30 protein-coding genes are annotated in these 26,672 nt (G+C 57.7%); all 30 read left to right on the top strand.

Annotated elements, in window-relative coordinates:
- Nucleotides 1-418 precede the first annotated feature (418 nt).
- The 30 genes from ccoG (at nucleotide 419) to ACRRNM_RS08395 (ending at nucleotide 26,672) form a co-directional block, all read left to right on the top strand.
- The gene (ccoG, locus tag ACRRNM_RS08540; RefSeq protein WP_435627807.1) at nucleotides 419-1,867 is read left to right on the top strand and encodes a cytochrome c oxidase accessory protein CcoG; all 1,449 of its coding nucleotides are present in this window, start codon (nucleotides 419-421) and stop codon (nucleotides 1,865-1,867) included.
- Between the two features lie 22 nt (nucleotides 1,868-1,889).
- Nucleotides 1,890-2,399, top strand: a complete 510-nt coding sequence (locus ACRRNM_RS08535; protein ID WP_435627806.1) for a FixH family protein — start codon at nucleotides 1,890-1,892, stop codon at nucleotides 2,397-2,399.
- Between the two features lie 290 nt (nucleotides 2,400-2,689).
- Nucleotides 2,690-3,496, top strand: coding sequence for a flagellin (locus ACRRNM_RS08530; protein WP_435627805.1), 807 nt, complete (start codon nucleotides 2,690-2,692; stop codon nucleotides 3,494-3,496).
- 81 nt (nucleotides 3,497-3,577) lie between these two features.
- A complete protein-coding gene (locus ACRRNM_RS08525) occupies nucleotides 3,578-4,384 on the top strand; it encodes a flagellin (RefSeq protein ID WP_435627804.1) in 807 nt (268 codons plus the stop codon).
- A gap of 65 nt (nucleotides 4,385-4,449) precedes the next feature.
- Nucleotides 4,450-4,845: a flagellar protein FlaG gene (locus ACRRNM_RS08520; RefSeq protein ID WP_435627803.1), complete on the top strand. Its 396-nt coding sequence runs from the start codon at nucleotides 4,450-4,452 to the stop codon at nucleotides 4,843-4,845.
- Nucleotides 4,846-4,867: 22 nt separating this feature from the next.
- Nucleotides 4,868-6,856 (top strand): flagellar filament capping protein FliD, encoded by a 1,989-nt coding sequence (fliD, locus tag ACRRNM_RS08515; protein WP_435627802.1) that lies wholly within the window; start codon nucleotides 4,868-4,870, stop codon nucleotides 6,854-6,856.
- 14 nt (nucleotides 6,857-6,870) lie between these two features.
- Nucleotides 6,871-7,341, top strand: a complete 471-nt coding sequence (gene fliS, locus ACRRNM_RS08510; protein ID WP_435627801.1) for a flagellar export chaperone FliS — start codon at nucleotides 6,871-6,873, stop codon at nucleotides 7,339-7,341.
- Nucleotides 7,342-7,346: 5 nt separating this feature from the next.
- Entirely contained in the window at nucleotides 7,347-7,679 is a 333-nt protein-coding gene (locus ACRRNM_RS08505; RefSeq protein WP_435627800.1) for a flagellar protein FliT, read from the top strand.
- Nucleotides 7,680-7,806: 127 nt separating this feature from the next.
- Nucleotides 7,807-8,865, top strand: coding sequence for a flagellar hook-length control protein FliK (locus tag ACRRNM_RS08500; protein WP_435627799.1), 1,059 nt, complete (start codon nucleotides 7,807-7,809; stop codon nucleotides 8,863-8,865).
- Nucleotides 8,862-9,161, top strand: coding sequence for an EscU/YscU/HrcU family type III secretion system export apparatus switch protein (locus ACRRNM_RS08495; protein ID WP_435627798.1), 300 nt, complete (start codon nucleotides 8,862-8,864; stop codon nucleotides 9,159-9,161). The genes ACRRNM_RS08500 and ACRRNM_RS08495 overlap by 4 nt, the downstream gene beginning before the upstream one ends.
- 99 nt (nucleotides 9,162-9,260) lie before the next feature.
- Nucleotides 9,261-10,016 carry a flagellar brake protein gene (locus ACRRNM_RS08490; protein ID WP_435627797.1) on the top strand — a complete coding sequence of 252 codons (756 nt, stop codon included), beginning with the start codon at nucleotides 9,261-9,263 and terminating at the stop codon, nucleotides 10,014-10,016.
- Between the two features lie 11 nt (nucleotides 10,017-10,027).
- Nucleotides 10,028-10,774 carry a flagellar brake protein gene (locus ACRRNM_RS08485; protein ID WP_435627796.1) on the top strand — a complete coding sequence of 249 codons (747 nt, stop codon included), beginning with the start codon at nucleotides 10,028-10,030 and terminating at the stop codon, nucleotides 10,772-10,774.
- 126 nt (nucleotides 10,775-10,900) lie between these two features.
- Nucleotides 10,901-11,887, top strand: a complete 987-nt coding sequence (locus tag ACRRNM_RS08480) for a KpsF/GutQ family sugar-phosphate isomerase (RefSeq protein WP_435627795.1) — start codon at nucleotides 10,901-10,903, stop codon at nucleotides 11,885-11,887.
- A 10-nt stretch (nucleotides 11,888-11,897) separates the two neighbouring features.
- A complete protein-coding gene (locus ACRRNM_RS08475; RefSeq protein WP_435627794.1) occupies nucleotides 11,898-12,416 on the top strand; it encodes a KdsC family phosphatase in 519 nt (172 codons plus the stop codon).
- On the top strand, nucleotides 12,413-12,994 hold the full coding sequence (gene lptC, locus ACRRNM_RS08470; protein WP_435627793.1) for an LPS export ABC transporter periplasmic protein LptC: 582 nt from the start codon (nucleotides 12,413-12,415) through the stop codon (nucleotides 12,992-12,994). Before ACRRNM_RS08475 ends, lptC begins: the two co-directional genes overlap by 4 nt.
- Nucleotides 12,975-13,577 carry a lipopolysaccharide transport periplasmic protein LptA gene (gene lptA / locus ACRRNM_RS08465; RefSeq protein WP_435627792.1) on the top strand — a complete coding sequence of 201 codons (603 nt, stop codon included), beginning with the start codon at nucleotides 12,975-12,977 and terminating at the stop codon, nucleotides 13,575-13,577. Before lptC ends, lptA begins: the two co-directional genes overlap by 20 nt.
- A gap of 33 nt (nucleotides 13,578-13,610) precedes the next feature.
- The gene (gene lptB / locus ACRRNM_RS08460) at nucleotides 13,611-14,333 is read left to right on the top strand and encodes an LPS export ABC transporter ATP-binding protein (protein ID WP_435628659.1); all 723 of its coding nucleotides are present in this window, start codon (nucleotides 13,611-13,613) and stop codon (nucleotides 14,331-14,333) included.
- Nucleotides 14,334-14,364: 31 nt separating this feature from the next.
- Entirely contained in the window at nucleotides 14,365-15,810 is a 1,446-nt protein-coding gene (locus ACRRNM_RS08455) for an RNA polymerase factor sigma-54 (protein WP_435627791.1), read from the top strand.
- A gap of 15 nt (nucleotides 15,811-15,825) precedes the next feature.
- Entirely contained in the window at nucleotides 15,826-16,149 is a 324-nt protein-coding gene (gene hpf, locus ACRRNM_RS08450; protein ID WP_435627790.1) for a ribosome hibernation-promoting factor, HPF/YfiA family, read from the top strand.
- A 48-nt stretch (nucleotides 16,150-16,197) separates the two neighbouring features.
- The gene (locus ACRRNM_RS08445) at nucleotides 16,198-16,659 is read left to right on the top strand and encodes a PTS sugar transporter subunit IIA (RefSeq protein ID WP_435627789.1); all 462 of its coding nucleotides are present in this window, start codon (nucleotides 16,198-16,200) and stop codon (nucleotides 16,657-16,659) included.
- Nucleotides 16,656-17,594 (top strand): HPr(Ser) kinase/phosphatase, encoded by a 939-nt coding sequence (gene hprK, locus ACRRNM_RS08440; protein WP_435627788.1) that lies wholly within the window; start codon nucleotides 16,656-16,658, stop codon nucleotides 17,592-17,594. Before ACRRNM_RS08445 ends, hprK begins: the two co-directional genes overlap by 4 nt.
- A gap of 10 nt (nucleotides 17,595-17,604) precedes the next feature.
- Nucleotides 17,605-18,441 carry an RNase adapter RapZ gene (gene rapZ, locus ACRRNM_RS08435; RefSeq protein ID WP_435627787.1) on the top strand — a complete coding sequence of 279 codons (837 nt, stop codon included), beginning with the start codon at nucleotides 17,605-17,607 and terminating at the stop codon, nucleotides 18,439-18,441.
- Nucleotides 18,442-18,597: 156 nt separating this feature from the next.
- A complete protein-coding gene (locus tag ACRRNM_RS08430) occupies nucleotides 18,598-18,966 on the top strand; it encodes a NusG domain II-containing protein (RefSeq protein WP_435627786.1) in 369 nt (122 codons plus the stop codon).
- Complete coding sequence (locus ACRRNM_RS08425; protein ID WP_435627785.1) at nucleotides 18,947-19,486, top strand: Gx transporter family protein; 540 nt, start codon at nucleotides 18,947-18,949, stop codon at nucleotides 19,484-19,486. The genes ACRRNM_RS08430 and ACRRNM_RS08425 overlap by 20 nt, the downstream gene beginning before the upstream one ends.
- Complete coding sequence (locus tag ACRRNM_RS08420) at nucleotides 19,483-20,082, top strand: flavin prenyltransferase UbiX (RefSeq protein WP_435627784.1); 600 nt, start codon at nucleotides 19,483-19,485, stop codon at nucleotides 20,080-20,082. Before ACRRNM_RS08425 ends, ACRRNM_RS08420 begins: the two co-directional genes overlap by 4 nt.
- 160 nt (nucleotides 20,083-20,242) lie before the next feature.
- A complete protein-coding gene (locus ACRRNM_RS08415; RefSeq protein ID WP_435627783.1) occupies nucleotides 20,243-22,669 on the top strand; it encodes a tetratricopeptide repeat protein in 2,427 nt (808 codons plus the stop codon).
- Entirely contained in the window at nucleotides 22,666-23,784 is a 1,119-nt protein-coding gene (gene vioA / locus ACRRNM_RS08410) for a dTDP-4-amino-4,6-dideoxy-D-glucose aminotransferase VioA (RefSeq protein WP_435627782.1), read from the top strand. The genes ACRRNM_RS08415 and vioA overlap by 4 nt, the downstream gene beginning before the upstream one ends.
- Nucleotides 23,785-23,853: 69 nt before the next feature.
- Nucleotides 23,854-24,096, top strand: coding sequence for an acyl carrier protein (locus ACRRNM_RS08405; RefSeq protein WP_435627781.1), 243 nt, complete (start codon nucleotides 23,854-23,856; stop codon nucleotides 24,094-24,096).
- 3 nt (nucleotides 24,097-24,099) lie between these two features.
- A complete protein-coding gene (locus tag ACRRNM_RS08400) occupies nucleotides 24,100-25,566 on the top strand; it encodes a class I adenylate-forming enzyme family protein (RefSeq protein ID WP_435627780.1) in 1,467 nt (488 codons plus the stop codon).
- Nucleotides 25,563-26,672: a hypothetical protein gene (locus ACRRNM_RS08395; RefSeq protein WP_435627779.1), complete on the top strand. Its 1,110-nt coding sequence runs from the start codon at nucleotides 25,563-25,565 to the stop codon at nucleotides 26,670-26,672. Before ACRRNM_RS08400 ends, ACRRNM_RS08395 begins: the two co-directional genes overlap by 4 nt.

The following is a 26,672-nucleotide window of genomic DNA, read 5'->3' as shown; positions in this document are numbered from 1 at the left end:
TACAAGGTTTGCAGGGAATGCAATGAGGGGCGATAGCGGCAATTTTTCGTTCGCATGGGTTTTGGTTATATTGCATGAAGGAGGAGTTTTAACATGAATCATGATATGGTGTTTTGGGGCGTAATTATCGCCGTAGCAGCGGCTTTTGGAGTGGTGGCATGGCTGTTCTATACGATTTACAGGAATGCAACCAAAGGCAGCAAGAGTTAATAGTCCGCACCGGTGCGGGAAAAGGAGGGGTTCGAATCCCCTCTTTTTTCATTCCGGAACCGGATGTTCTGGAACAATACCCGGCATAGAGCCAATGGGCTTGGGGAACCTGCGGAAATTTATCGAGTCCGATTTGTAATAATGAGCAGTGCGGGAATAGTGGGGCAGGATTTTTGAAAGTTGGTGCAAACCAGCCGGGAGAGAGAGCGTGGATAAGGAAACAGGACAGAAAGAGACCGGCACCGTCACGGGGATTTACCGCGAGCTGGAGCACTGGAACGTCAACAAGGGTGACAAGACGGTACATGCCAAACGCATGCCAGGTTTTTTTCGCACCCTGAAAAATTACACCCAATCGCTCTGGCTGCTGTTCTTCCTGGTACCCTATCTGCGCTGGAACGGCAAGCAGGCCATTCTGTTTGACATTGAGCATCGTCAGTTCCGTTTTTTCAATCTGACGGTATTGCCACAGGATATCTGGATGCTGTCGCTGTTGCTGCTGTTGCTGGCAATGGTCTTGTTTGCGGTGACCTCGGTGGCATCGCGGGTGTGGTGCGGTTATTTCTGCTTCCAGACTGCCTGGACCGATTGGTTCGTCTGGCTGGAGGACAAGATCGAGGGCAACCCCCAGGCGCGGCGCAAACTGGATGCCGCGCCCTGGAACCTGGAAAAGATCGGGAAAAAGTCCGTCAAGCACTTCATCTGGATGCTGATTTCCCTGCTCACCGGAATCAGCTTTTCAATCTGGTTCGTGGATGCCTACGATTACTGGGGCAGGCTGGTGCATTTCCAGTTGCCTCTGGTCGGCTGGGTGACGCTGATCACCTTCTTCTTCGGCACCTACATTCTGGCCGGACTGTTGCGCGAGCAAGTCTGCATGTGGATGTGCCCCTATGCGCGCATCCAGGGCGTGATGACCGATGCACAGACGATATTGCCGGCCTACGATTACAACCGCGGTGAGCCGCGCGGCAAGCTGCACCGCAAGGCGGGCGAGGAGGGCGCGCCGCAGGGCGATTGCATCGACTGCTTCCAGTGCGTGCAGGTGTGCCCGACCGGCGTGGATATCCGCGATGGCCAGCAACTGGGCTGCATCACCTGCGGTCTGTGCCTGGATGCCTGTGATTCCATCATGGATAAGGTAGGCAAGCCACGCGGCCTGATACGCTACGCCTCGCTGGACGAACTGGAAGGCAAGCCCGTCAAGAAGATGTACCAGCACCCGCGCACCTGGGTATATATCGGTATCATCATGATCGCCTTTGGCGGCATCGTCTATGGCCTCACCCACCTGGGTTCGTTAACGCTGAAGGTGATCCCGGAACGCCAACCCCTGTACGTTTACCTGAGTGACGGCTCGATACAGAACAAATACGAATTGAAGATCCTGAACAAGACCGACAAGGATATCAGCATCGGTGTGACGGCAGAGGGTGGTGTCAGGGATCAGGTGATCATCGGCGCCGAGCAGCCTCTGCTGGCACGCCATGGCCGCAGCACCTCCTTTACCATTTTCGTCAGGGCGCCCGGCCGGAACCTCAAGAGGGAGGTGACGCCGATCGAGTTCCGCATCCAGAGCATCGAAGATCCGCTCATCGGCGCCGAATACAAGACAAAATTCAATGGCCCAAGCGTTGATTTGGGGCGCAGGAAATAATTTCAGGAAGGGAATCAAGAACATGATTTCACAGGACAGCAAGAAGGGTTTACGCAACCCGTGGTTTCTCGGGATGTTGGGGTTGATGGCCGTGGTACTGGGGGTGAATGGCGCGTTCATCTGGCTGTCCATGCAAAATCGCCCGGCGCTGGTAGACCGGGAATACAGCGTCAAAAACCGCAAATCCGACGCCGCCACGCTGAGCAACCTTGAGGCGCACCGGGCGCTTGCCTGGCAAACCACCGTCAAGCAGCCCGGCACCGTCGCGATGAATTCGCCAGCGGCCTATGAAATCGGCGTGGCGGACCGTGCGGGGGCGCCGGTCAGCGGTGCGATGGAAGTGAAGGCTTACCGCGCGTCTGATGCAGGCCGGGACTTCACAACAATTTTCAGGGAAATCTCGCCGGGCAATTATCAGGGCTACATCAACTTTCCACTCAAAGGCTACTGGGAATTGCGCATCCGCATCAAGCGTGGCGAGGAAGTATTCGAGGTCAATACTGATCGATTCATGGTTGCGGCTACCTTGTAACGAGGCGCAGGCCAAGGCTTATTTCCCAACCCTCATGGTAAATCGGGGGCAGATGCAAAACTATTTAACCGGCTGTTTTATTGATGTTTTTAATTGTGCGCGCAGGGCTATTGGTAATCCGCTTGGCAGCGCAAGGCTTGCAACCTCAAAGAATTTCTAAAATCTTCCTAAAGTTTTCCCTGCTCCTTCCGATAACTAACTCAACGGCGGTTGATAACGTATCAATAAATAGTCAGCCAAAGTGTGCGACACAAGCCGGATAACAAACTCAGTTATTAAGGAGAACCAAAATGCCAGCCTTTATTAATACTAACATCGCGTCCTTGAATGCTCAGCGCAACCTGAACACTTCGCAGACCTCGATGCAAATCTCCCTGCAGCGCCTGTCTTCCGGTCTGCGCGTGAACAGCGCCAAGGACGACGCGGCAGGTCTTGCGATTTCCGAGAAGATGACTTCGCAAATCCGCGGCCTGAACCAGGCAGCACGTAACGCCGCCGATGGTATCTCCTTGGCTCAGACGGCCGAGGGTGCGCTGGCCAGCATCGGCAACAACCTGCAGCGTATGCGCGAACTGGCGATCCAGGCGAGCAACTTCACTTCGGCTAACGATATCGCGTCGATTGATTCTGAATTCAAGCAGCTGTTTGCCGAGAACAATCGTATCATCACCGATACCAAGTTCAACGGAACCGCGTTGCTGAGCGGAGCATTGAGCGCGCAGTTCCAGATTGGCGCGAACAACGGTGAAACCATCACCGTTACTACGGCTGGCGCAACCACGCAGACCAATGCCGGGACACTGGGTGCTACCACCACCACCGCGGCTGCCGAAATCACCAAGCTGGACACCGACATCGCCGCGATCAGCACGACTCGCGCGACTTTTGGTGCGACCCAGTCCCGTTTCGAGGCCATCATCAGCAACCTGCAAAACGGCGCCGAGAACCTGAGCGCTGCGCGTAGCCGTATCACCGATACCGATTACGCCGCAGAAACCGCTCAAATGACGCGTAACCAGATCCTGCAACAAGCTGGCACCGCGATGCTGTCGCAAGCCAACCAGGTGCAGAGCAACGTTTTGAGCCTGTTGAAATAAACACGATTAGGAGTCCCGGCCAGCAGCTTGGCCGGGACCCTTAAGCAGGATAGAAAATTCCGTTATTGATGGAGAACCAAAATGCCAGCCTTTATTAATACTAACATCGCGTCCTTGAATGCTCAGCGCAACCTGAACACTTCGCAGACCTCGATGCAAATCTCCCTGCAGCGCCTGTCTTCCGGTCTGCGCGTGAACAGCGCCAAGGACGACGCGGCAGGTCTTGCGATTTCCGAGAAGATGACTTCGCAAATCCGCGGCCTGAACCAGGCAGCACGCAACGCCGCCGATGGTATCTCCTTGGCTCAGACTGCCGAAGGCGCGCTGTCCAGCATCGGCAACAACCTGCAGCGTATGCGCGAACTGGCGATCCAGGCGAGCAACTTCACTTCGGCTAACGATATCGCGTCGATTGATTCTGAATTCAAGCAGCTGTTTGCCGAGAACAAGCGTATCATCACCGATACCAAGTTCAACGGAACCGCGTTGTTGAGCGGAGCATTGAGCGCGCAGTTCCAGATTGGCGCGAACAACGGTGAAACCATCACCGTTGCTACGGCTGCCGCCACCACGCAGACCAATGCCGGGACACTGGGTGCTACCACCACCACCGCGGCTGCCGAAATCACCAAGCTGGACACCGACATCGCCGCGATCAGCACGACTCGCGCGACTTTTGGTGCGACCCAGTCCCGTTTCGAGGCCATCATCAGCAACCTGCAAAACGGCGCCGAGAACCTGAGCGCTGCGCGTAGCCGTATCACCGATACCGATTACGCCGCAGAAACCGCTCAAATGACGCGTAACCAGATCCTGCAACAAGCTGGCACCGCGATGCTGTCGCAAGCCAACCAGGTGCAGAGCAACGTTTTGAGCCTGTTGAAATAAGCACGGTAAGGTAGAATAATCCCGGCCGGTAACCCGGTCGGGATTTCTAAACAAAGGAGAGTAAAATGCTTATCCAAAATACCGGAAACATAGCTCAAACTCCACAACCTGCGCGGTTCGCCAGTAATGGCGAGCCTAATGTTGTTGCTACCCCTTCAAACGTCGAAGCCAAACCCAGTGCGCAACTCGAGTTGCCCCAGGCTGCCGTTAAACCGGCTGCTGACCAGCAAACCTCGGCCGAGCAATTGCAAAACGCAGTGGACAGCATCAACAAGACCCTGAAGCAGGCGAACAGGAGCCTTGAATTTAGTGTAGATCAAGATACGAAAAAACAGGTATTCAAGCTCGTGGATACGGATACCGGCGATTTGGTCCGGCAATTTCCGACGGAAGAAATGCTGGCAATTTCACGCGCAATAGACCAGGTCAGTCAGGGTTTGTTGTTGAAGCAAAAGGCCTGAAAGGGTCTGGGAAGGAAACGTCATGGCAACAACATCGGGTGTCGGATCGTCATACCTTGACGTGAGTGGTCTGGTCAGTCAGCTCATGACCATTGAGCAAAGACCGCTTAACCTGCTCAAAGCCAAGGAAGCAAGCTACCAAGCCAAGCTTTCGGCATATGGCAGCATCAAGGGGGCGTTATCCAGCTTTCAAAGTACGCTTTCCGGCCTGAGTAATATAGCGAAATTTCAGGCACTGAAGGCTACCTCGTCGGATACCGGTATTTTTACGGCTTCCGCCTCATCCACGGCCGTTGCGGGGGTTTACTCGCTCGATGCGGTGACCAAGCTGGCACAATCGCAAAAACTGGCGGCAACCGGCCAAACCGACAGCACAGTGGCTATCGGTAGCGGAACCCTGACGTTTGATTTCGGCACCATTACGGGCGGTGCTTTTGATGCCCCGACCGGCAAATATACCGGCGCAGCTTTTACCTCTAACGGTACCGGCACCAAGACGGTTACCATAGACCCCGCAAACAATTCCCTGCAGGGTATACGCGATGCCATCAACGCCGCCAAAATCGGCGTGACCGCGACCATTATCAATGACGGCGGTGCTAGCCCCTATCGGCTGACGCTGACTTCGGACAGCATCGGCAAAACGAGCAGCATCAAGATCGGCGTGACTGGTGATGCGGCTTTGAGCAATTTGCTCGCTTATGATCCGGCCAACAACGCCGGACAGAATCTTGCCGAGAACGCGACGGCGCAGAATGCCGAATTTATCGTGGACGGCGCGTCCGTGAGCAAGGCAAGCAACACCATAGCCGACGTCATCCAGGGTGTCACGCTGAATTTGCAGAAAGTCACGGCCACACCCGTGAAATTGACCGTCGAGCGTGATACCGCCACGGTCAAGTCCTCCCTGGAGGGCTTCGTAAAAGCCTACAACGACTTGAATAAAATATTGGGCGACGTATCTGCCTACAATGCAGCCACCAAGAAAGGGGCGGTTTTGCAGGGCGATTCCACGGTGCGCTCGATGCAGTCACAAATCCGCGCCGTATTTAATACGGCTGTCAGCAATACCGGCGGTTCGCTCACCACTTTGTCGCAAATTGGCGTGTCGTTCCAGAAAGACGGTACGCTGGCGCTGGACGCTAGCAAACTCGACACCGCCATCAGCAACAATTTTAATGACATCGCCAGCCTGTTTGCGGCAGTCGGCAAGGCCTCCGATAGTCTGGTCAGTTACAGTTCCGCCTCTTCCGCAACCAAACCGGGCAGCTATGCCGTGAACGTCACAACGCTCGCCACGCAAGGAAATATCGCGGGCAATGCTGCGGCCGGGCTCACCATTACCAGCGGCGTTGACGATGCACTGAACTTTACTGTGAATGGCGTCAGCGCATCGGTAGTGCTGGCTGCGGGTACATACACGGCAGCCGCACTGGCCGCTGAAGTGCAATCCAAGATCAACGGTGCCAGTGCGCTGTCTAGCGCAGGAATATCGGTAGCTGTGACGCAAAACGCCGGGGTATTCACTATCACCTCAAATAGCTACGGTTCCGCCTCCAGCCTCGCGGTATCGGGTATTGGCGCAAGCAATCTGCTGGGTGGCGCACCCGTCGCAACCAGCGGGGTGGATGTGGCTGGCACCATCGATGGGGTAGCGGCAACCGGGTCTGGGCAATTTCTTACTTCCAGCACAGGCAACTCGACCGGACTCACAGTACGGATCAACGGTGGCCTAACGGGCGCGCGTGGCACGGTCAATTATTCGCAGGGCTATGCCTATACCCTGAACGAGTTGGCGACGACGTTCCTGGCGAGTGGTGGCCTGCTGGATGGCAGAACGACCGGGATCGACATCAGCATCAAGGACATTGGCAAGCAGCGCGAAGCGCTGAACGTTCGGCTGGACGCCATCGAAAAGCGCTACCGTACCCAATTTACCAAGCTGGATTCCATGCTGAGCAGCATGAACCAAACCAGTTCTTACCTAACGCAGCAACTCAACAAATTATAACCGGGGGAATTAGCATGAATGCCGCCAGTGCAATCAAGGCTTACGCAAAAGTTGAAGTCGAATCCGGCGTAACTGTTGCCGATCCGCATAAACTGATTTCCATGTTGTATCAGGGCGCGCTGCTGGCGATCGCCAATGCCAAGAGCGGCATGCTTCGCAAGGATATCCCTGCCAAGGGCGCTGCGATTTCCAAGGCTATTGCCATCATTGATGAAGGCCTGAATGCCAGTCTGGACAAAAGTGTCGAGGGGGGGCTGGCACAAAATCTGTCGGCTCTGTATGGCTATATGTGCACACGCCTGCTTACCGCCAACCTGAAAAATGACATTGCCGCCCTGGATGAAGTGGCGCGCCTGTTGAACGATTTGAAGGGCGCATGGGACAGCATACGTCCTAATGCAACTGCTGCCGCTGCTGTTTCACCGGTTGTGGATGTGCAGCCAATAAACGCGAATAAGGTCCAACTGGCGTACGCAAGAGGGTAAGGGAAATGGGTAGTAACAGCCAAATCATCGCAAATTATGAGTCGCTATCAACACTGACCGCACAGATGCGCGATGCGGCGGTACGTGGCGAATGGGATCGGCTGATCGACCTCGAGCAACAGTGCAGGCAGCATGTCGACGCAATGAAGGAAGCGGATGCGTCCGTCGTGCTGGATGGGCCGTCACTGCAGCGCAAGGCGCGGCTCATCAAGAAAATCCTCGCGCATGATGCAGATATCCGCAGCCGTACTGCGGCATGGATGGGGCAGTTGCAGCGCATCATGCAAAGCAATCGACAGGAGCAGCGATTGCAACAGGCATACGGCAGCAGGACTTAGTACGTCCAGGTGGGTATAGCCGCCATCGCCTATACCAATGCATGAGCCGGTTTACCGGAGCTTGCGCATGGTTTCGCCGAATTGAACCGCTGTGCATAAGCTCGAAACCTGATGAGGCGATTGTACGATGCTGCCAGCCAATCTGATTAGCGCACTGCAAGGTCTTTCCGGCTCTGGAAAACCGTTAATCACTGCAACTCCCGATACTCCCAAACCCGTCACCAATCTTGAGGTGGGGCAGCAAGTGCAGGGCTCCGTCCAGGCCAAGATAAGCGAAGGTTTGTTCAAGGTTCAGGTCGCGGGTCAGATCCTCCAGATGCGCTTACCCGGCAATATTCAGAGCGGCGATACGATCAAACTCGAAGTAGTCTCGTTGAAGCCGCGCCTCTCTTTCGGTATGGTTGCATCGAACAATCCGCTCTCGACTCCCGAACAGATCGGTTCGGCGGCGCGGCTGCTTTCCAACCTTGCGGAGCGGCCTATCGAAAGGCCCGTTGTTCAGCAACTCGGCAGCAAGGCGGTCTGGCTGTCCGGGCAGCAGGCGCCGGATACCCAGCAGTTGGCCGGTGCGTTGCGCGAGACGCTCGGCAAGAGCGGTCTGTTCTATGAGTCGCACCAGGCGCAGTGGGTGCGGGGGGAGCGCAGCATCAATCAATTATTGGAGGAACCGCAAAACCGGCTGACCGGGAAGGGTGTGCAGTTGTCTGACGTGCAGTATCCTCTCCCCGGGAAAGCTGCCGATCAACATGCTGCGGTCGAGAAGACTTCCATGGCGCAGGCTGACATGCCGGCGCAGGCCAAGGCTGCCGGAGATGCCGCGCAGCCGATAGCCAAAGAACTGGTTCATCTGGTGCAGCAGCAGTTGCACACGCTGGAGCAACATCATCTGGTGTGGATGGGGCAGGTCTGGCCGGGGCAGCAGATGCAGTGGGAAATTCAGGGGCAGCCGGAACAGCAGTCGCGGCAGCAGGATGAGCGCCAGTGGAGTACCGAGATGGAACTGGCATTGCCCATGCTGGGCGATGTTCATGCAAGGCTGGTATTCGCCGGCAGCGGGGTAAGGATGACGCTGCGTGCGGCAGATCCTGCAACCGTCAATCTGTTCGATCGCGCCCTGCCCAGGCTCAAGGATGCACTTGCCGACGCGGGCGTCCCGCTGGCCGCCGCCGTGGTGGAAAAATCGTGAAACGGGGCAGCCTTACCCCGCAGCAGGTCGCCGTCGCGCTGACCTACGGCAAGAATCAGGCCGGGGCGCCGAAAGTAGTCGCCAAGGGGCGTGGTCTGATCGCCCAGGCGATTATCGAGCGCGCCAGGCAGCACGATATTTATGTGCATGAGTCCGAGGACCTGGTCGGGCTGCTGATGCAGGTTGAACTTGACCAGGAGATCCCCCCGCAGCTTTATCTGGCCGTAGCCGAGTTGCTGGCTTGGCTCTACCGGCTGGAGCATGCGGAAACGCCGGGCATACTGCCCAAGTTGTAACCCATGTATGCCGGATTTTGTTATCATGCGCCCCCTTGGGCTATGCCGACCACTGGTTGCAGATGCTCTTAAGTCGCTGTTTTTGAGTCTAGCTTACCAATGCAAGGAAATATCCCATTAACCCCCGAGAAGCTCTCCGAAGAGCAGGAGAAGGAATTCCGCATTGCCTCGGAGTTGCAAATCCGCTCCTTGTTGCGCAGCCTCTCGGAAAAGGTGATGCCGGCTGCGCTTTATTACGGTGGTGCGAAAGATGATTTCATCCTGACCACTGTGCTGAAAGTCGGGGAAAAAGGGCTGTGGGTGGAGCAAGGCGTGGATGCTCAGAAGAACCGGCGCGTTGTCGAGAGCAGGAGTGTCACCCTGGTCAGCATGCTGGATCAGGTCAAGATGCAATTTCCCGTGGGCGAAATCCATGCAGCGAAGCATCAGGATTACCCGGCTTTTTACATGCCATTGCCGGCTAGTCTCTATCGTCTGCAGCACCGCGAATATTACCGGCTCATGCTTGCCAACTCGGAATATTTGCGCTGTATTATTCCAGTCGGCAAGCCGCCTGCGGTAAAGCAGCTTGAGGTACCCGTCACGGATATCAGCATCGGCGGGATGAAATTGTCCTATACTGGTGACGACATCGATTTTGTACCGGGGCAGGTTTATGCAGGCTGCCAGATCGAACTGCCGGATGTCGGCAAGATAGACGCTACGATAATAGTGAAAAGCATGGTTTCGGCCTCTCCAAAAATTGGACAGACCGTCAAGCGCATGGGATGCGAGTTCAAGAATCTCGACAATGCTTCCAATGTTCTGCTGCAGCGCTACGTGACCATGGTGCAGCGTTCAAGAACGGCCAAGTAGTGGTTTCAAGCATGCGAAAAGAGATATCACTGGACATTGAAAGACTCTCCGGAGAGCAGGAGGCGGAGTGCTGTATTACCTCTGCACGGCAAATTCAGTCCCTGTTGCGCAACGTTGTGGAGGCGAAGTCGCGCGCCGCCCTTTATTACGGCGATACCACAGATTTCATCATGACCTCAATGCTGAACGTTGGCGACAAGGGATTGTGGGTGGAGCAGGGCACCGATATATCCAGAAACCGGCGTATCGCGGAGAGCAAAAATATTACCCTGGTCAGCTCGCTTGATCGGGTCAAGATACAGTTTGCTGTCACTGGAGCGCGTCTGGTGACGTATCAGGGCGACCCCGCTTTTTATCTGCCATTCCCGGCCAACCTCTACCGCCTGCAGCGCCGCCAGCATTTCCGGCTTGCAGTCCCCTCCTCCGAGCGCCTGCGTTGTGTTATTCCGACAGGTATACGAGGCCGGGTCGAAATGCCCATCACGGATATCAGCGGCGGCGGGTTAAGGCTGTCCTGTGCGGAGGGCAATATCGAATTTGTGCCTGGGCAGACCTATTCAGACTGCCAGATCGATTTGCCGGGAGTGGGCAAGATCAGCGTCACGATAACGGTGAAAAGCCTGATACCTCATAAACATGAAAAAACGGCCGGGTACATAGGATGCGAGTTCAAGGATATCGACAACGCTTACATCACCTTGCTGCAAAACTATGTGACAAAGATGCAGTGTCTGCTGAAAAAAAACGCAGAAGAATAGGCTTTGAAGCAGACGCAGGCTCTGCCGGGGTCGCATGACGGTTGATTGTAGGCTGATTTTCCGCTCCGTTCGGTTCGGCCATATTTGCCGGTTACCCGGAAAACTCCCGCTGTTATAATGCGCCGCATGAATAAGCATGTTTCCGCCGCGCCGCGCGCACTCGATCTCGCCCGCGAGGTTCTGAACATCGAAGCTGCCGCCGTCCAGGCGCTCGCCGCACGCCTCGATGACGACTTCCTGCACGCGCTGGAGGTAATTCTGCGCTGCGAGGGGCGCGTCATTGTCAGCGGCATGGGCAAATCCGGGCATGTCGCGCGCAAGATTGCCGCGACCATGTCCAGCACCGGCACGCCGGCCTATTTCGTGCATCCCGGCGAAGCCAGCCACGGCGACCTGGGCATGATCACGAGCAAGGATGTCATCATCGCGCTGTCCTATTCCGGAGAGAGTGAGGAGCTGATGACCATCGTGCCGGTCATCAAGCGGCAGGGCGCCAAGCTCATCAGCATGACCGGCAATCCGAAATCGAGCCTGGCGCAGGCTGCCAACGTGCACCTCGACGCGCATGTGGATAAGGAGGCCTGCCCGATGGGCCTGGCTCCCACCACCAGCACTACGGCGTCACTGGCGCTCGGCGATGCGCTGGCGATGGCGCTGCTCGACGCCAAGGGATTCGGCAAGGAAGATTTCGCGCGCTCGCATCCGGGCGGCAATCTGGGGCGGCGGTTGCTCACCCACGTGCGCGACATCATGCGCAGCGGCGAGCGCGTGCCCATGGTGCGTGAGCATGCGATGCTGAGCGATGCGCTCCTGGAAATCTCGAAGAAGGGTGTGGGCATGACCGCCATCGTGGATGCGGAGCAGCGCGTGCTGGGTATCTATACCGACGGCGATCTGCGCCGCACGCTGGAGAAGAAGCTGGATTTCAATGCCACGCCGGTCCGCAGCGTGATGTCCGCCAATCCGCGCTGCATCGGCCCGGATGCGCTGGCCGTCGAGGCGGTGCAGATGATGGAGCAATACAGCATCAACCAGATGCTGGTGGTGTGCGGAGAAAACAAACTGGTCGGCGCGCTCAACATGCACGACCTGTTGCACGCCAAAGTTATTTAGGGGAGGGAATATGCTGCAGAGCCGCGCCAAACTGATTCGTCTGATGGCCTTCGATGTGGATGGGATAATGACCGATGGCGGGTTGTATCTGTCCGATTCGGGCGAGGAATTCAAACGCTTCAATTCCCAGGACGGGCACGGCCTGAAGATGTTGCTCGCCAGCGGGGTGGAAGTCGCCATCATCACCGGACGTACTTCGCGCTGCGTCGCGGCGCGTGCGCAGAACCTCGGCATCAAGCATGTCTTTCAGGGCGTGGAAAATAAACGCGAAACGATGGTCGAGCTGCTCGACAGGCTGAAGCTGTCCCGTGATGCCGCCGCCTATATGGGCGACGACGTGGTCGACCTGACGGTGATGCGCCATGTCGGGCTGTCGATCAGCGTGCCGGAATCCCCGCGGCTGGTGCGCGAACATTCCGCCTATGTGACCCAATTACGTGGAGGGCACGGTGCGGTGCGCGAAGCCTGCGAATTGATCATGTCGGCGCAAGGCACACTGAACGCACAACTGGCCCCCTACCTGAAATGACCGTTGTTTCACGTGCCCGCTACTGGCTGTCGCTGCTGCCATTGCTCGGCCTGCTGGGAATGACCTATTGGCTGAGCCAGCAGGTACGGCCGGAGCCGGACAAGCCGGATAGCAGCAAGCGTCACGATCCGGATGCCATCATGGAAAACTTTTCTGCTGTCAGGCTGAACGAGCAGGGAGTGCCGCGCTTCATCATGGCTGCAAAAAAATTGCAGCACTACCCGGATGACGACAGCACTACGCTGGAAGTGCCGCGCCTGACTTCATTGTCTGCCGAGCAGCCGCCGATACACATCATCGCCAGGCAGGGCACCGTCTCCAGCAGGGGCGAAGAGGTATTCCTGCACCAGGATGTCGAAGTGCTGCGCGAGGCAAGTGCGCAACGTGAGGAGCTTACGCTGCATACCGAATATCTGCACGTCGTCCCGGACCGGGATTGGGCAGACACCGACCGTCCCGTTCTTATTGTGGACGCGCACAATACCGTACATGCAATAGGCCTTGAAATGGACAACAAGGCGCGCACCCTGAAACTGCTCTCCCAGGTAAGAAGTGAACATGTGCCAAACAAAAAATAAGCCGCTGCCGACGATTCTGCTGCTGCCGGCCTTGCTGCTGTTCTGGGCGCCTGCCTGCCTGGCGGAACGCGCCGACCGCGACAAGCCGGTGCATCTGGAGGCCGACCAAGTGCTGGTGGACGATGCGCAGCAGGTCAGCACTTTCATCGGCAACGTCAAGTTGACCCAGGGCACGATGCTGATACGCGGCGACAAGATCGTGGTGGTGCAGGACCAGGAAGGCTTCAAGCACGGCACAGCCTACGGAAATACCGCCAGTTTCCGGCAAAAACGCGAGGGGCTGGACGAGTATGTGGAGGGGTACGGCGAGCGCATCGAATACGACACGCGCGCCGAGACGGTGGACTTCTATGTGCGGGCGCGCGTGGTGCGCAACCTGGATGAGGTGCGCGGCGAGCACATCACCTATAACCAGAAGACTGAGATTTTTCAGGTGAGCAGCGGCGGCGCAGGCACGGGAAAGGAGCCGCCGCAGCGGGTGCGCGCCGTCCTGCAACCCAAGCCGAAACAGGGCGCAGCCGCGTCTTCCGTGCCGGATGCGCTGCCGATCAGGCCTAGTGTATCCCTGCCTTCCGCAGATTGAGCGGGTTCATGAAATATTTTCCGGATTTGCATGATGAGTGAATTGCGTGCGGTTGGCCTCAAGAAAAAGTACGGTTCGCGCACCGTGGTGCATGATGTTTCGCTGTCGCTGAAGAGCGGCGAGGTGGTCGGCCTGCTCGGGCCGAACGGCGCGGGCAAGACGACTTCGTTCTACATGATCGTGGGGCTGGTCGCCGCCGATGGCGGGGAGATTTTCATCGATGAGCAGAACATCACCCACATGCCGATACACCGCCGCGCGCGCCTCGGGCTGGGCTATCTGCCGCAGGAAGCCTCGATCTTCCGCCGCATGACCGTGGCGCAGAATATCCAGGCAGTGCTGGAATTGCAGGATCTTTCCGATGACGACCTGCAGAATCGCCTGGAATCGTTGCTGGAAGACCTGCATATCACGCATATCCGTGACAATCCGGCCATCAGCCTGTCCGGTGGCGAGCGGCGGCGTGTGGAAATCGCGCGCGCGCTGGCGACCGACCCGCGCTTCATCCTGCTGGACGAACCGTTCGCCGGCGTGGACCCCATCGCCGTGCTGGACATCCAGAAAATCATCCGTTTTCTCAAGGAGCGCAATATCGGCGTGCTGATCACCGACCACAACGTGCGCGAGACGCTGGGCATCTGCGACCGCGCCTACATCATCAATGCCGGAGCGGTGATGGCGGAGGGCAAGCCGGATGAAATCATCTATAATGAGGGCGTGAGGAAAGTTTATCTGGGCGAGCATTTCCGGCTTTGATGGCAATGCACCCCGGAACAAACACCAGGCAATGAAACCGGCGCTACAACTTCGGATATCCCAGCAGCTGACGCTTACACCGCAGTTGCAGCAGGCTATTCGCTTGCTGCAACTCTCCACGCAGGACATTCATCAGGAAGTCGCCAGAATGCTGGACGAAAATCCCATGCTGGAATTGGCCGAAGAACCCGTGTTGGCTGTTTTTCCACGTGACGATACCCCCATGGAGACGCGCGACAGCGCGAGTTCGGCAGACGATAGGGTCGAGCAGAGCAGAGCCGACGACCGTGGCGCAGACGATTTCGGCAACGAGCAGGCGGACTGGAATACCGCTGGAGGCACGGCACACAGCACCGATGATGAGGATGAAACCTACCCCGAGCAGGCTGCCGGCGAGGCCAGCCTGCGCGAGCATCTGCATAACCAGCTGACCACCAGCTCGCTGGACGACAGGGACCGCAGGGTGGTCGGGATGCTGATCGATGCGCTGGACGAGAACGGCTATCTGGCGCAAGACTTGGGCGAGCTTGCCGAGCTGCTGCCCGCAGAGCTCGAAATCACCCTGGACGACCTGGAAACCGCGCTGGTGCAGCTGCAGCATCTCGACCAGCCCGGCCTAGGTGCGCGCAATCTGGGCGAGTGCCTGGCCCTGCAGCTCAAGGCATTGCCCGAAGACACGCCGCAGCGCGATTTGGCGATCCGCCTGGTGGGCCATCACCTGGATGCGCTCGCCGCACATGATTTTGCCAGGATCAAAAAACTGCTGCGCTGCACCGACGATGACCTGCGCACCGCGCAGCATCTGATCGTGGAACTGAACCCCAAGCCTGGCGCGGAGTTCGACCGGAGTGTTGCCGACTACGTGGTGCCCGATGTGATCGTCGAGAAGCGCGGGAACAAATGGCGTGCGCGGCTCAATGCGGAAGCCATGCCCAAACTGCGCGTGAACCAGATTTACGCCAACATCCTGCAGCAGCGCGACGACAAAGGTTCAGCGGGGCTTGCCACGCAACTGCAGGAAGCGAGATGGATGATCAAGAACCTGCAGCAGCGTTTCGAAACCATCCTGCGGGTCGCGCAGGCGATCGTGGAACGGCAGGGCAATTTTTTCGAACATGGCGAGATCGGCATGCGCCCGCTGGTGTTGCGCGAAATCGCCGAAACGCTGGAACTGCATGAATCCACGGTCTCGCGCAGCACCACGCAAAAATTCATGCTGACCCCGCGTGGCATATACGAATTCAAGCATTTCTTTGGCAGCGGCCTGTCCACGGAAAGCGGCGGCACCTGTTCTTCCACCGCAATACGCGAGTTGATCAAGCAACTGGTCAGCGCGGAAGATACCCGCAAACCGCTTACCGACAGCCGCATGTCAGAAATCTTGGCACAGCAGGGCATCGTAGTCGCCCGGCGTACCATAGCAAAGTACCGGGAGGCAATGCACATTCCCCCGGTGAATCTCCGTAAATCACTCTAAATAAGGGAGCAAGACATGAACCTCCACCTGACCGGGCGCCACCTGGAAATCACACCCGCCATCCGCGACTATGCGACCGGAAAAATCGGCAAGATCAAACGCCATTTCGACAATGTGATCGACGTTAATATCATCCTTTCCGTTGAAAAGCTGAAGCAGAAGGCCGAAGCCACCATCCATATCAGCGGCAAGGATGTCTTCGTGGAATGCGAGGACGAGAACCTGTATGCGGCGATAGACGCGCTGGTGGACAAGCTGGACCGCCAGGTGATGAAGCATAAGGAAAAGCTGGCGGCACGCCGCCACGACGACTCCGGCAAGCATCACGCAGCAGAATAATCACCAACGGGCGGCGGCAATGCCGCCCATTTTTATGCGACGTTGATAATGAACCTGATCAGCAAAATCCTGCTGCCCGCCAATATCCTGCTGGACGCCGAATCCACCAGCAAAAAACGCGTCTTCGAGCGGGTCGGCCTGCTGTTTGAAAACAACCAGCAGATCGCGCGCAGCCAGGTGTTCGACAGCCTGTTCGCGCGCGAGAAGCTCGGATCGACCGGCCTGGGGCAGGGCGTGGCGATCCCGCATGGGCGCATCGCCAAACTGCGTGAGGCGACTGCCGCGTTCGTCAAAACCTCCCACCCGATTCCGTTCGATGCGCCGGACGGCCAGCCGGTGAGCCTGATTTTCGTGCTGCTGGTCCCGGAGCGCGCCACCGACCTGCACCTGCAGATTCTCGGCGAGCTGGCGCAGATGTTCAGCGGTGCGCAGTTCCGCAACCGCCTGTTAGCCTGTGAAGATGTGGCCGGCATCCATCAGCTGTTCTGCGACTGGAAAAGCACGGCATGAGCCAGGTCAACGTCCGGCAACTGTTCGAAGACAAACAGCAGCGGCTGCAGCTCAGCCGCGTTGCCGGCACGGACGGCGCGGACCGCATCATCGACAGCGACAGGGTCAATGCCTCGAACAGCGAACTTATCGGCCATCTCAACCTGGTCCACCCGAACTGGGTGCAGGTGTTCAGCCGGACCGAACTCGATTATCTGCGCAACCAGGGTGCTGATGAGCGCGCCGGCGCGTTCCGGCAAATCGAACAAAGCATCACGGTCTGCCTGATCGTGGCGGGCGACGATGACATCCCGGCCGAGCTGATCGATTTTGCCAACGGCTCGCATATCCCGCTGTTCCGCTCTCCCAAGCCCAGCGCGCACCTGATGTGGCTGATCCGCCACTACATCGCCAAGGAGTTGGCCGAATCCACCACGCGCCACGGCGTGTTTCTCGATGTGCTGGGGGTCGGCGTCCTGATCACCGGCGAGAGCGCGGCCGGCAAGAGCGAGCTCGGCCTGGAGTTGATCACGCGCGGCAACGGGCTGGTCGCCGACGACATCGTCGAATTGCACCGCATCGCGCCGGATACGCTGGAAGGACGCTGCCCGGAGTTGTTGCGCGATTTTCTCGAGGTGCGTGGTTTGGGTGTGCTGAATATCCGCACCATGTTCGGCGAGACGGCGGTGCGGCGCAAGAAGAGCCTGAAGCTGATCGTGCACCTGCATCGCCCGCAGGGCGGCGATCTCTCGCAAATGGAGCGCCTGCCGCTCAACGCTACGCATCAGGAGATACTGGGCGTGAACGTCAGCACCGTGAACATCCCGGTGGTCGCAGGGCGCAACCTTGCGGTGCTGGTGGAGGCCGCCGCGCGCAATTACGTCATGCAGCAGCGCGGTATCGACAGCATGCAGGAATTCATCCTGCGGCACGACCAGCTGCTGCTCGGCGACTAGCGGGAACCCCATGCAACTCTTCCTGATCAGCGGTCTGTCCGGTTCCGGCAAGAGCGTCGCGCTCAAGACGCTGGAGGATGCGGGTTTCTATTGCGTGGATAACTTGCCCTCGGAGCTGCTCCCCAGCCTGGTCGATCAGCTCATGCCGGCCGGTTATCAGAATATCGCGGTAAGCGTGGATGTACGCAATGCACACAGCGTGCAGATACTTCCCGCCATGCTGCTGCAGCTCATGCAGAAGGAGCTGGCGGTGCATGTGCTGTTTCTGGATGCGCAGACCGAGACGCTGGTGAAGCGCTTTTCCGAGACGCGCCGCCTGCATCCGCTCAACGATGGCGTGCGTACCCTGCCGGAATGCGTGCGGCAGGAGCGCGAACTGCTCGCCGAAATCAGCAACATCGGCCACCACATCGACACCACTGAACTTAATGCAAATGCGCTGCGTGCCTGGATCAAGCAGTTCATCAAGGTGGATCGCGCGCGCCTGACGCTGCTGTTCGAGTCGTTCGGCTACAAGCACGGCATCCCGCTGGATGCCGATCTGGTATTCGATGCGCGCTGCCTGCCCAACCCTTACTACAACCCGGAGTTGCGCCCGCTTACCGGAAACGACGCGGCGGTGATCGAATTCCTGGAAAATATTCCTGCCGCACAGGACATGTTCGGCGACATCCGCAATTTTGTGGAACGCTGGCTGCCGTGTTTCGTCGCAGACAACCGCAGCTATCTCACCGTGGCCATCGGCTGCACCGGCGGGCAGCATCGCTCGGTCTATCTTGCCGAAAAGCTCGCGCGGCATTTCGAGCGGCAGCAACAGGTGCTGGTGCGCCACCGTGAGCTCGCATGAGGACACCTTGAAAAACCTACTGCGCGACTCGATTGCGGCGTTGCGCGGTGCTCGCTTCCTCGTCTACCCACGGGTATGTCTCGGTCGCTGTGCTCCGTGCGCCTTGCACTCAAGCCGCTCGCTACGGTTTTTCAAGGCGTCCTAGGGTTAAAGAATATGTTGCAGTATCTGAAGGCCGGCGACTGGCTGACGCTGCTGTTCGGCGGCCTCTGCGTGGTTCTGCTCGCCATCACGCTGTGGAGCGGCGGCCTTGCCGATAAGGCGGTGATCCGCAGCGGTGGGAAGATATTCCGCGAAGTGCCGCTGTCGCGCGACCAGCAGATCGAGGTCCCCGGCCCGCTAGGCACCAGCGTGATCACCATCGAGAAGCGCCACGCGCGCATCAGCTCCGACCCGAGTCCGAGGCAATACTGCGTGCGCCAGGGCTGGCTGCAACAGCCCGGTGAAATCGCCATCTGCCTGCCCAACGAGGTCAGCGTTGAGTTGACCGGCAGCACCAGGAAATATGACAGCCTCAACTATTAAGCTCGATAGCACCGCGGAAGATCACCACATCGCGCGCATGGCGGCGGTGGCGCTTGGCCTCACGGTGCTGGAGAACGCCATCCCCTCGCCGCTGCCCGGCGTGAAACCGGGGCTGGCCAACATCGTTACGCTGATCGTGTTGGCGCGCTACGGTTGGCGCGCGGCGGCCTGGGTGTCGCTGCTGCGCGTCGTCGCGGGCAGCCTGCTGTTCGGCAGCTTCCTCGCTCCCGGTTTTTTCCTCAGCCTGTCCGGCGCGGTATGCAGCCTGCTCGTGCTGGCCTTCGCGCAGCACCTGCCGGTGCGCTGGTTCGGCCCGGTCAGCCACAGCATCTACGCCGCCTTCGCGCATATCGCCGGGCAGATGCTGGTGGTGTACGTCTGGCTGATTCCGCATGCCGGCATCGCCTACCTCATCCCGGTCTTTGCCGTCGCAGCGCTGGTGTTCGGCACGGCGAACGGCCTCATCGCGGCGCGTTTCATGGATAATGACGGCAAACCAAACATGGAACGACTGCCATGAAGATCATCACTCTTGCCTTCACCGGCGCCTCCGGCCTGCCCTACGGCATGCGCCTCTTGGAATGCCTGCTCGCCAGCGGGCAGCGCGTGCATCTGGTGTACTCGCAGGCCGCGCAGATTGTCGCCAAGCAGGAAACGGACATCACGTTGCCGAACCGCCCGCAGGAGGCGGAGCAGATGTTCGCGGAGCGCTACGGGAAATTCAGCGGCGAGCTAAAGGTGTTCGGCATCCAGGACTGGTACGCGCCGATGGCCTCCGGCTCCAATCCCGGTGACGCGATGGTGGTCTGCCCCTGCACCATGGGCACGCTCGGCAAGATCGCGGGTGGCATCGGCGACGACCTCATCGCCCGCGCCGCCGACGTGATGCTCAAGGAGAGGCGTACCCTGATCCTCGTGCCGCGCGAGATGCCGTTCTCCGCGATCCATCTGGAGAACATGCTCAAGCTGTCGCACGCCGGCGCCGTCATCATGCCGCCCAATCCCGGCTTCTACCACCACCCGCAGAGCATGCAGGACTTGGTGGATTTTGTCGTGGCGCGGGTGCTTGATCATCTTGGCGTGCCGCAGACACTGATAAAGAAGTGGGGAGCGTAAGGTAAAACCGCCGGGGGTAGCCTGGCCACCTTTTTGAAAACACTCGCTCTGCGTCGGTATCGCCGGCAATGCATCAGGGGTCTTGATGATTATTTCAGTGAATTATCCATGCTAGTATGTGTCCAACTTCAGGACCAAACCGATCTTAAGGATAGTGAGCGTGAAACCGGGAAGGAATGACCCCTGCCCTTGCGGCAGCGGGAAAAAATACAAGAAATGTTGCCAGGATAAAGACTCAGCCGAATCTCTTGTAAAGAACACGGCTCCCACGCCGGATGAATGCAAGCAGCTGGTTGCCCTGTTTAATGCCGGGCGTTATGCCGAGTTGGAAAGCAGGGCACGCTTACTGGTGGAGCAGTATCCGGATTCCGGGTTTGTCTGGAAGGCGCTGGGGGTTGCCCTTCATTCACAAGGCAAAAACAGCCTGCAGGCTTCGCAAAAAGCGGCAGAGTTGCGGCCCGATGATGCAGATGCGCACAGCAATCTGGGCAATGCCCTGCGAGGCCTCGGACAGTTCGATGGCGCAGTGGCAAGCTACCGTCGGGCGCTGGTGGTCAAACCCGATTTCGCCGATGCGCACAATAACCTGGGCAATGCCCTGCGGGACCTCGGGCAGCTTGATGCGGCGGCGGCAAGTTACCGCCGGGCGCTGGCGATCGAACCCGATTTTGCCGAGGCGCATAACAACCTGGGCAATGCCTTGCGAGACCTCGGGCGGCTTGAGGGTGCGGTGGCAAGTTACCGCCGTGCACTGGCGATCAAACCCGATTACACCGATGCGCACAGCAACTTGGGGAATGCTTTGCGAGACCTCGGGCGGCTCGAGGATGCAGTGGCGAGTTACCGCCGTGCGCTGGCGATCAAGCCTGATTTCGCCGATGCGCACCGCAACCTGGGTGCCGCCCTGCGCGACCTCGGGCAGGTCGATGAAGCGGTGGCAAGTTACCACCGTGCGCTGGCGATCAAACCCGATTACGCCGAGGCGCACGGTAACTTGGGCTACGCCCTGCAAACTATCGGGCGGCTTGATGAAGCGATGGCGAGCTACCGCCGTGCGCTGGAGATCAAGTCCGATTATGCCGATGCACACAACAACCTGGGCAATATCCTGCGAGACATCGGGCAGCCCGACGACGCGGAGGCGAGCTACCGCCGTGCGCTGGCGATCAAACCCGATTACGCCGAGGCGTACAACAACCTGGGCAATGCCCTGCTGGATCTCAGGCGGCTCGATGAAGCGGAGGCGAGTTACCGCCTGGCGCTGACGGTCAAACCCGATTACGCCAGGGCACACAGCAACCTGCTTTACTGCCTCAGTCAAAGCGAAGCGGTGGATGCGCAGGCGTTGTTTGCAGAACACCGCCGCTTTGCCGAACAGTTCGAAGCACCCCTGCGCGCAAGTTGGCCGCAGCATCCACATTCGCGAAGCCCGGAGCGCTGTTTGCAGGTCGGCTTTGTATCCGGCGACCTGCGCACCCATCCCGTAGCTTTTTTTATCGAACCGGTGCTGGCTCATTTATCCGGCTACCCGCAGTTATCGCTGCACGCCTATTACAACCAAATCGCCGAAGATGGCGTCACCCAGCGCCTGCGAGGGTATCTGCCGCACTGGCACCCGATTGCCAGCCTGTCGGATGACGCGCTGGCACAGAAAATCCGTGCGGACGGCATCGACATCCTGATTGATCTTTCGGGGCACACCGCCGAACATCGGCTGCTGGCCTTCGCCCGCAAGCCTGCGCCGGTGCAGGCCAGCTGGATAGGCTACCCCGGCACCACGGGGCTGAGCGCGATGGATTACTATCTGGCGGATCGATTTTTTCTGCCACCCGGTCAATTCGACAGCCAGTTCACGGAAAAAATCGTACAAATGCCGGCTAGTGCACCTTTCCTGCACTTCGAAAATGCGCCGCCGGTTAACGCCCTGCCTGCCCTGAGTAACGGCCATGTGACCTTCGGCAGCTTCAACCGGGCAAATAAACTCAACCGGCCGGTCGTTGCCCTCTGGTCGCAACTGCTGCGTGCCTTGCCCGATTCACGCATGTTGCTGGGAGGGATGCCCCGGGATGGCGGATACGGCACGCTGATCGAATGGTTTGCGCAGGAAGGCATCGCGCGCGAACGCCTGAGTTTCCATCCGCGCAGCGGTATGGAGCATTATTTGGAATTGCATCATCAGGTGGACATCTGCCTGGATACATTCCCTTACACCGGAGGTACCACGACCCTTCATGCGCTATGGATGGGTGTGCCGACACTAACCATGACGGGCAACACGGTGGCAAGCCGGACGGGAGCCACAATTCTCAGTCATGCTGGCCTGGAAGCGTTCGTTGCACATGATGCGGCAGATTTCGTGCAGAGGGGCTTGTCCTGGTCCCGCAACCTTGCCGCGCTGTCCGATATCCGGGCAGGGGTGCGCGAACGCTTTGCGAAGTCGGTGATGGGCCAGCCAGCGCTGGTTGCCGCAGGTGTGGAACGTGCCTTGCGCCTCATGTGGCAACGCTGGTGCGCCGGCTTGCCGCCGGAGTCGTTTGAAGTGACATTGCAAGATACTGACCGTATGACGCAGGAGGCCGGCAAATGACGGAATCACGAAAAGCCGCGCCAATTTATGTCACGCAGCCTTCGTTGCCGTCGCTGGATGAATTCATTCCCTATCTGCAGCAAATTTGGGACAGCAAATGGCTGACCAATAGCGGCCCGTTTCACCAGCAATTCGAGCAGACATTGTGTGACTACCTGGGGGTTAAGCACCTTGCCCTGTTCACCAACGGTACCCTCGCCCTGGTCACAGCCCTGCAAGCCTTGCGCATCACTGGCGAAGTCATCACTACGCCATATTCGTTCGTGGCAACGGCCCATTCGCTGCTGTGGAACGGAATCAAACCGGTGTTTGTGGACATCGATCCGATCACTCTCAATCTCGACCCTGACAAGATCGAGGCCGCCATTACCCCGCAAACCACTGCCATCATGCCGGTGCACTGCTACGGCCACCCCTGTGATGTGAATCGCATCCAAAAAATTGCCGACAACTATGGACTGAAAATCATCTACGACGCTGCCCACGCCTTCGGTGTGCAATGCCATGACGGCAGTGTGCTTAACCATGGCGACCTGTCGGTGCTGAGCTTTCACGCCACAAAAGTGTTCAACACCTTTGAAGGCGGAGCCATCGTCTGCCACGATGCAAAAACCAAACAACGTATTGACCACCTGAAAAACTTTGGCTTTGTGGATGAGGTTACTGTGGTTGCTTCGGGTATCAACGGCAAGATGAGCGAAATTAATGCCGCCTTTGGCTTGCTGCAACTCAAGGGCATTGATGAAGCCCTGCAGAAGCGCAAAGCCATTGATAGCCGTTACCGAGAGGCCTTGGCCGGCGTCAAGGGCATCCATTGCTTGCTGGCTGGGTGCGAAAAAACAGCTAACTATGCCTACTTCCCGATTCTGGTGCAGCCGGACTATCCGCTCAGCCGTGATGCGCTATATCAAAAAATGCAAGACGCCGGTATTTATGCGCGCCGCTATTTCTACCCGTTGATAAGCGATTTCCCGATGTACCGGGGGATGCCTTCGGCGGCACACGCGAATTTGCCAGTGGCGAGGAAAGTTGCGGAACAAGTAATCTGTTTGCCGATTTACCCGGGCTTATCAAATGAACAGATTGATCTTATTCTTGGATTGATTGCAAGTTAGGTGGGCAAATCGTTTTGTTATTACAGTTGCAAATGAACCGTCCGAAGAAATATCAGGAGAATATTGCATATGAATGAGCAGGAACTAATGGAAAAAATCCAGCAGAGTTTCAAGGTTGCATTTGGCACCGATCCATCGTTGGTCACCATTGATGCCAAACCGGAAAATATTCCGGGCTGGGATTCTTTGGGGCATGCCACACTTACCCTGTCTCTTGAAAAAACATTCAACGTCACATTTGATATAGATGAATTGATGGCTATGGAAGACGTGGCTGCGATAATTGAGGTGATGCGCAACAAGATCACTTAGCGCATGGATTCAATGAATTTTTCAGGAGAACTTGCAAGCCGGTGCGGCGGCTCATCGCGGCTTGTGAACGTAAAAACAAATGAGGTCAATTCTGACGCAGGAGTTCTCATTGCACGAAGCGCCGGTTTTTTCGTGTCCCTTGGACTCAAGCCGGGTGAGCGTATCATAATCACCTGCCGGCTTTCGCCGGCATCCGCTCTGGCGTATCTCGGAGCAATCTATGCCGGGCTGGTTGCCGTACCCATTGATGCGTCGAATCTTTCAACAGATATATCAGCCTATATTGATTTGACCGGGGCGAGGGCTGTCTGGTCGGAAACCGACGACAGCCCGAAGCTGAAAATCCCCCCGGAAGTGCTTTATATTCATGCAAATCAAGCAACGGAAGGGACTGTCCTGGCTCACCCGGTGCCCCGTGCCGCTGCCGACCTGGCCGCTCTCATGCCGACATCGGGCACAACCGGCAGGCCCCGGTTTGTCATGGTCAGCCATGGAAATCTCCTCGCCAACACCGAAGCGATTGTACGAAGCCAGCGCCTCGGCGACGGAGAAACTGCAATGCTCATCCTTCCCATTTCGTACTGTTTCGGAGCAAGCGTTTTGCACAGCCATCTTTATTGCGGCGGCAGCGTTGTTTTTGACAACCGCTTCATGTTTCCGGACAAAGTATTGAGGTCGATAGCCGAATATGGATGCACTACCTTTGCCGGTGTGCCGTCCGTTTACAAGATACTCCTTTCCCGCTCCAGCCTGTCAACCATACCAATGCCGAGCTTGCGCAGGGCCATCCAGGCAGGCGGCCACCTGGAGTGGCGGCACATAGAACAGTTCAGGGACTGCTTGCCGGATGTGCCTTTTTACGTCATGTACGGTCAAACCGAGGCTACCGCAAGGATCACTTGCCTGGAACCTGAAAGGCTTTCTGATAAAAAGGGCAGCGTTGGAAGAGCGCTTGACAACCTGAAGCTCAGAATTGTTGATGACTCCGGGGCAAGCCTGCCTGCACGGCAATCCGGTGCAATCCAGGTCAGCGGCCCCTCCGTATGCCTTGGGTATTGGAATGACCCTGAAGAGACACGCGCCAAATTCGACGGCAGTTGGTTGAACACCAATGATTCGGGAAGAATGGACGAAGAAGGGTATGTCTGGATTGAAGGGCGCAACGTGGATTTCCTGAAGGTCAGGGGCAAGCGGCTCTCGCTGGGTGAAATCGAGCAAAAGGTTTTATGTGTGCAGGGGGTAAGGGATGCGGCAGCCTGCGTGATTCCCCATGACGAGGCGGGTGAAGCCCCCGCCGTATTTGTGGTTCCCGATAAGGAGGTTTCACATGAAGAGCTGGCCAGCAGAATCAAGACCTCTTTGCCCCCTGCCTGGACATGTGAAATGATAATCATCATCGACCATCTGCCCCTTACGGATCGCGGCAAACTGGACCGTGCGGCATTAAACCTGTTGCTTGAAGAGCAATGAGCACTCTTGATGAAAAAATAGATGCCATCCTGACCGGGCCGCCCTATGGCCCTGGCAGCGCAGAAGCTGCAGCCCGTGTTTTTACCCTGTTGCGCGAACAGGTGATTCATGCGGCAAGCCAGTCTGAAGTTTATGCCAATTATGTGCGCCATTGGCCCATCAAGGTGGAGCACGCGCAAAGCATCGAGGAGCTTCCCTATATCCCGGTTTCGGTTTTCAAGCGCAACCCGCCGTTGGCCCTCGTTCCCTCCGATAAAATTCAAAGAACGCTGCTTTCGAGTGCGACAACAGGCCAGGAGCCCAGCAGGATTGCCATTGATGCGCCCACCGCCAAGCGGATGACCAAGGGAGTGGTCGCAATTCTTCGCGATTTTATAGGTTCTGCCCGACGCCCCTATCTGGTTGTTGACAGCGCTGAAACCAATGCAAACGCTGCCAGCCTGGGAGCCAGGGGGGCAGCCATTCGCGCGCTATCGCCCTTTGCTACTGAAACCGTCTATTGCCTTAAGGGCGGGAACCTGGATATTGATGACGAGGCTCTCGGGGAATTTATTGAACAGCATGGCGATAAACCGGTCATCGTCTACGGTTTCACGTCAATACTCTGGACAAAATTGATCACGCCCTTGGCGGCAAAGGGAAAGACCCTGGGGATGCAGCAAGCCGTTATCCTCCACAGCGGCGGGTGGAAAAAGCTGATCGCGGAATCAGTTACCAAAGAAGTTTTCAACATAACCGCTTCACAGGTCTTTGGTTGCCAGAAAGAAAAGGTCATTGATTACTACGGCATGGTTGAGAACCTTGGCATCATCTATCCCGACTGTATTGCAGGAAACAAACATGCTCCAGCCTTCGGAGCTGTTGTCATCCGTGATCCGCTTACGCTAAAGCCGGTAATAACTGGCGGAACAGGCATTGTTCAGGTTTGCAGCGCCCTGCCGACAAGCTTCCCGGGGCACCTCCTGCTGACGGAAGATCTGGCGACGCTCATCGCTGAAGATGGCTGTCCCTGCGGCCGCCCCGGAAGCGCATTCCGCTTTGTGGGGCGCATATCCAAAGCCGAAGTGCGAGGATGCGGAAATATTGACAGACAAAGGATCGCCTGA

Origin of the sequence: Ferrigenium straubiae (assembly GCF_051257895.1) — a bacterium.
GTDB lineage: Bacteria > Pseudomonadota > Gammaproteobacteria > Burkholderiales > Gallionellaceae > Gallionella > Gallionella straubiae.
The sequence above is the reverse complement of the archived record's forward strand: the minus strand, read 5'-3'. Positions and strand labels throughout refer to the sequence as shown.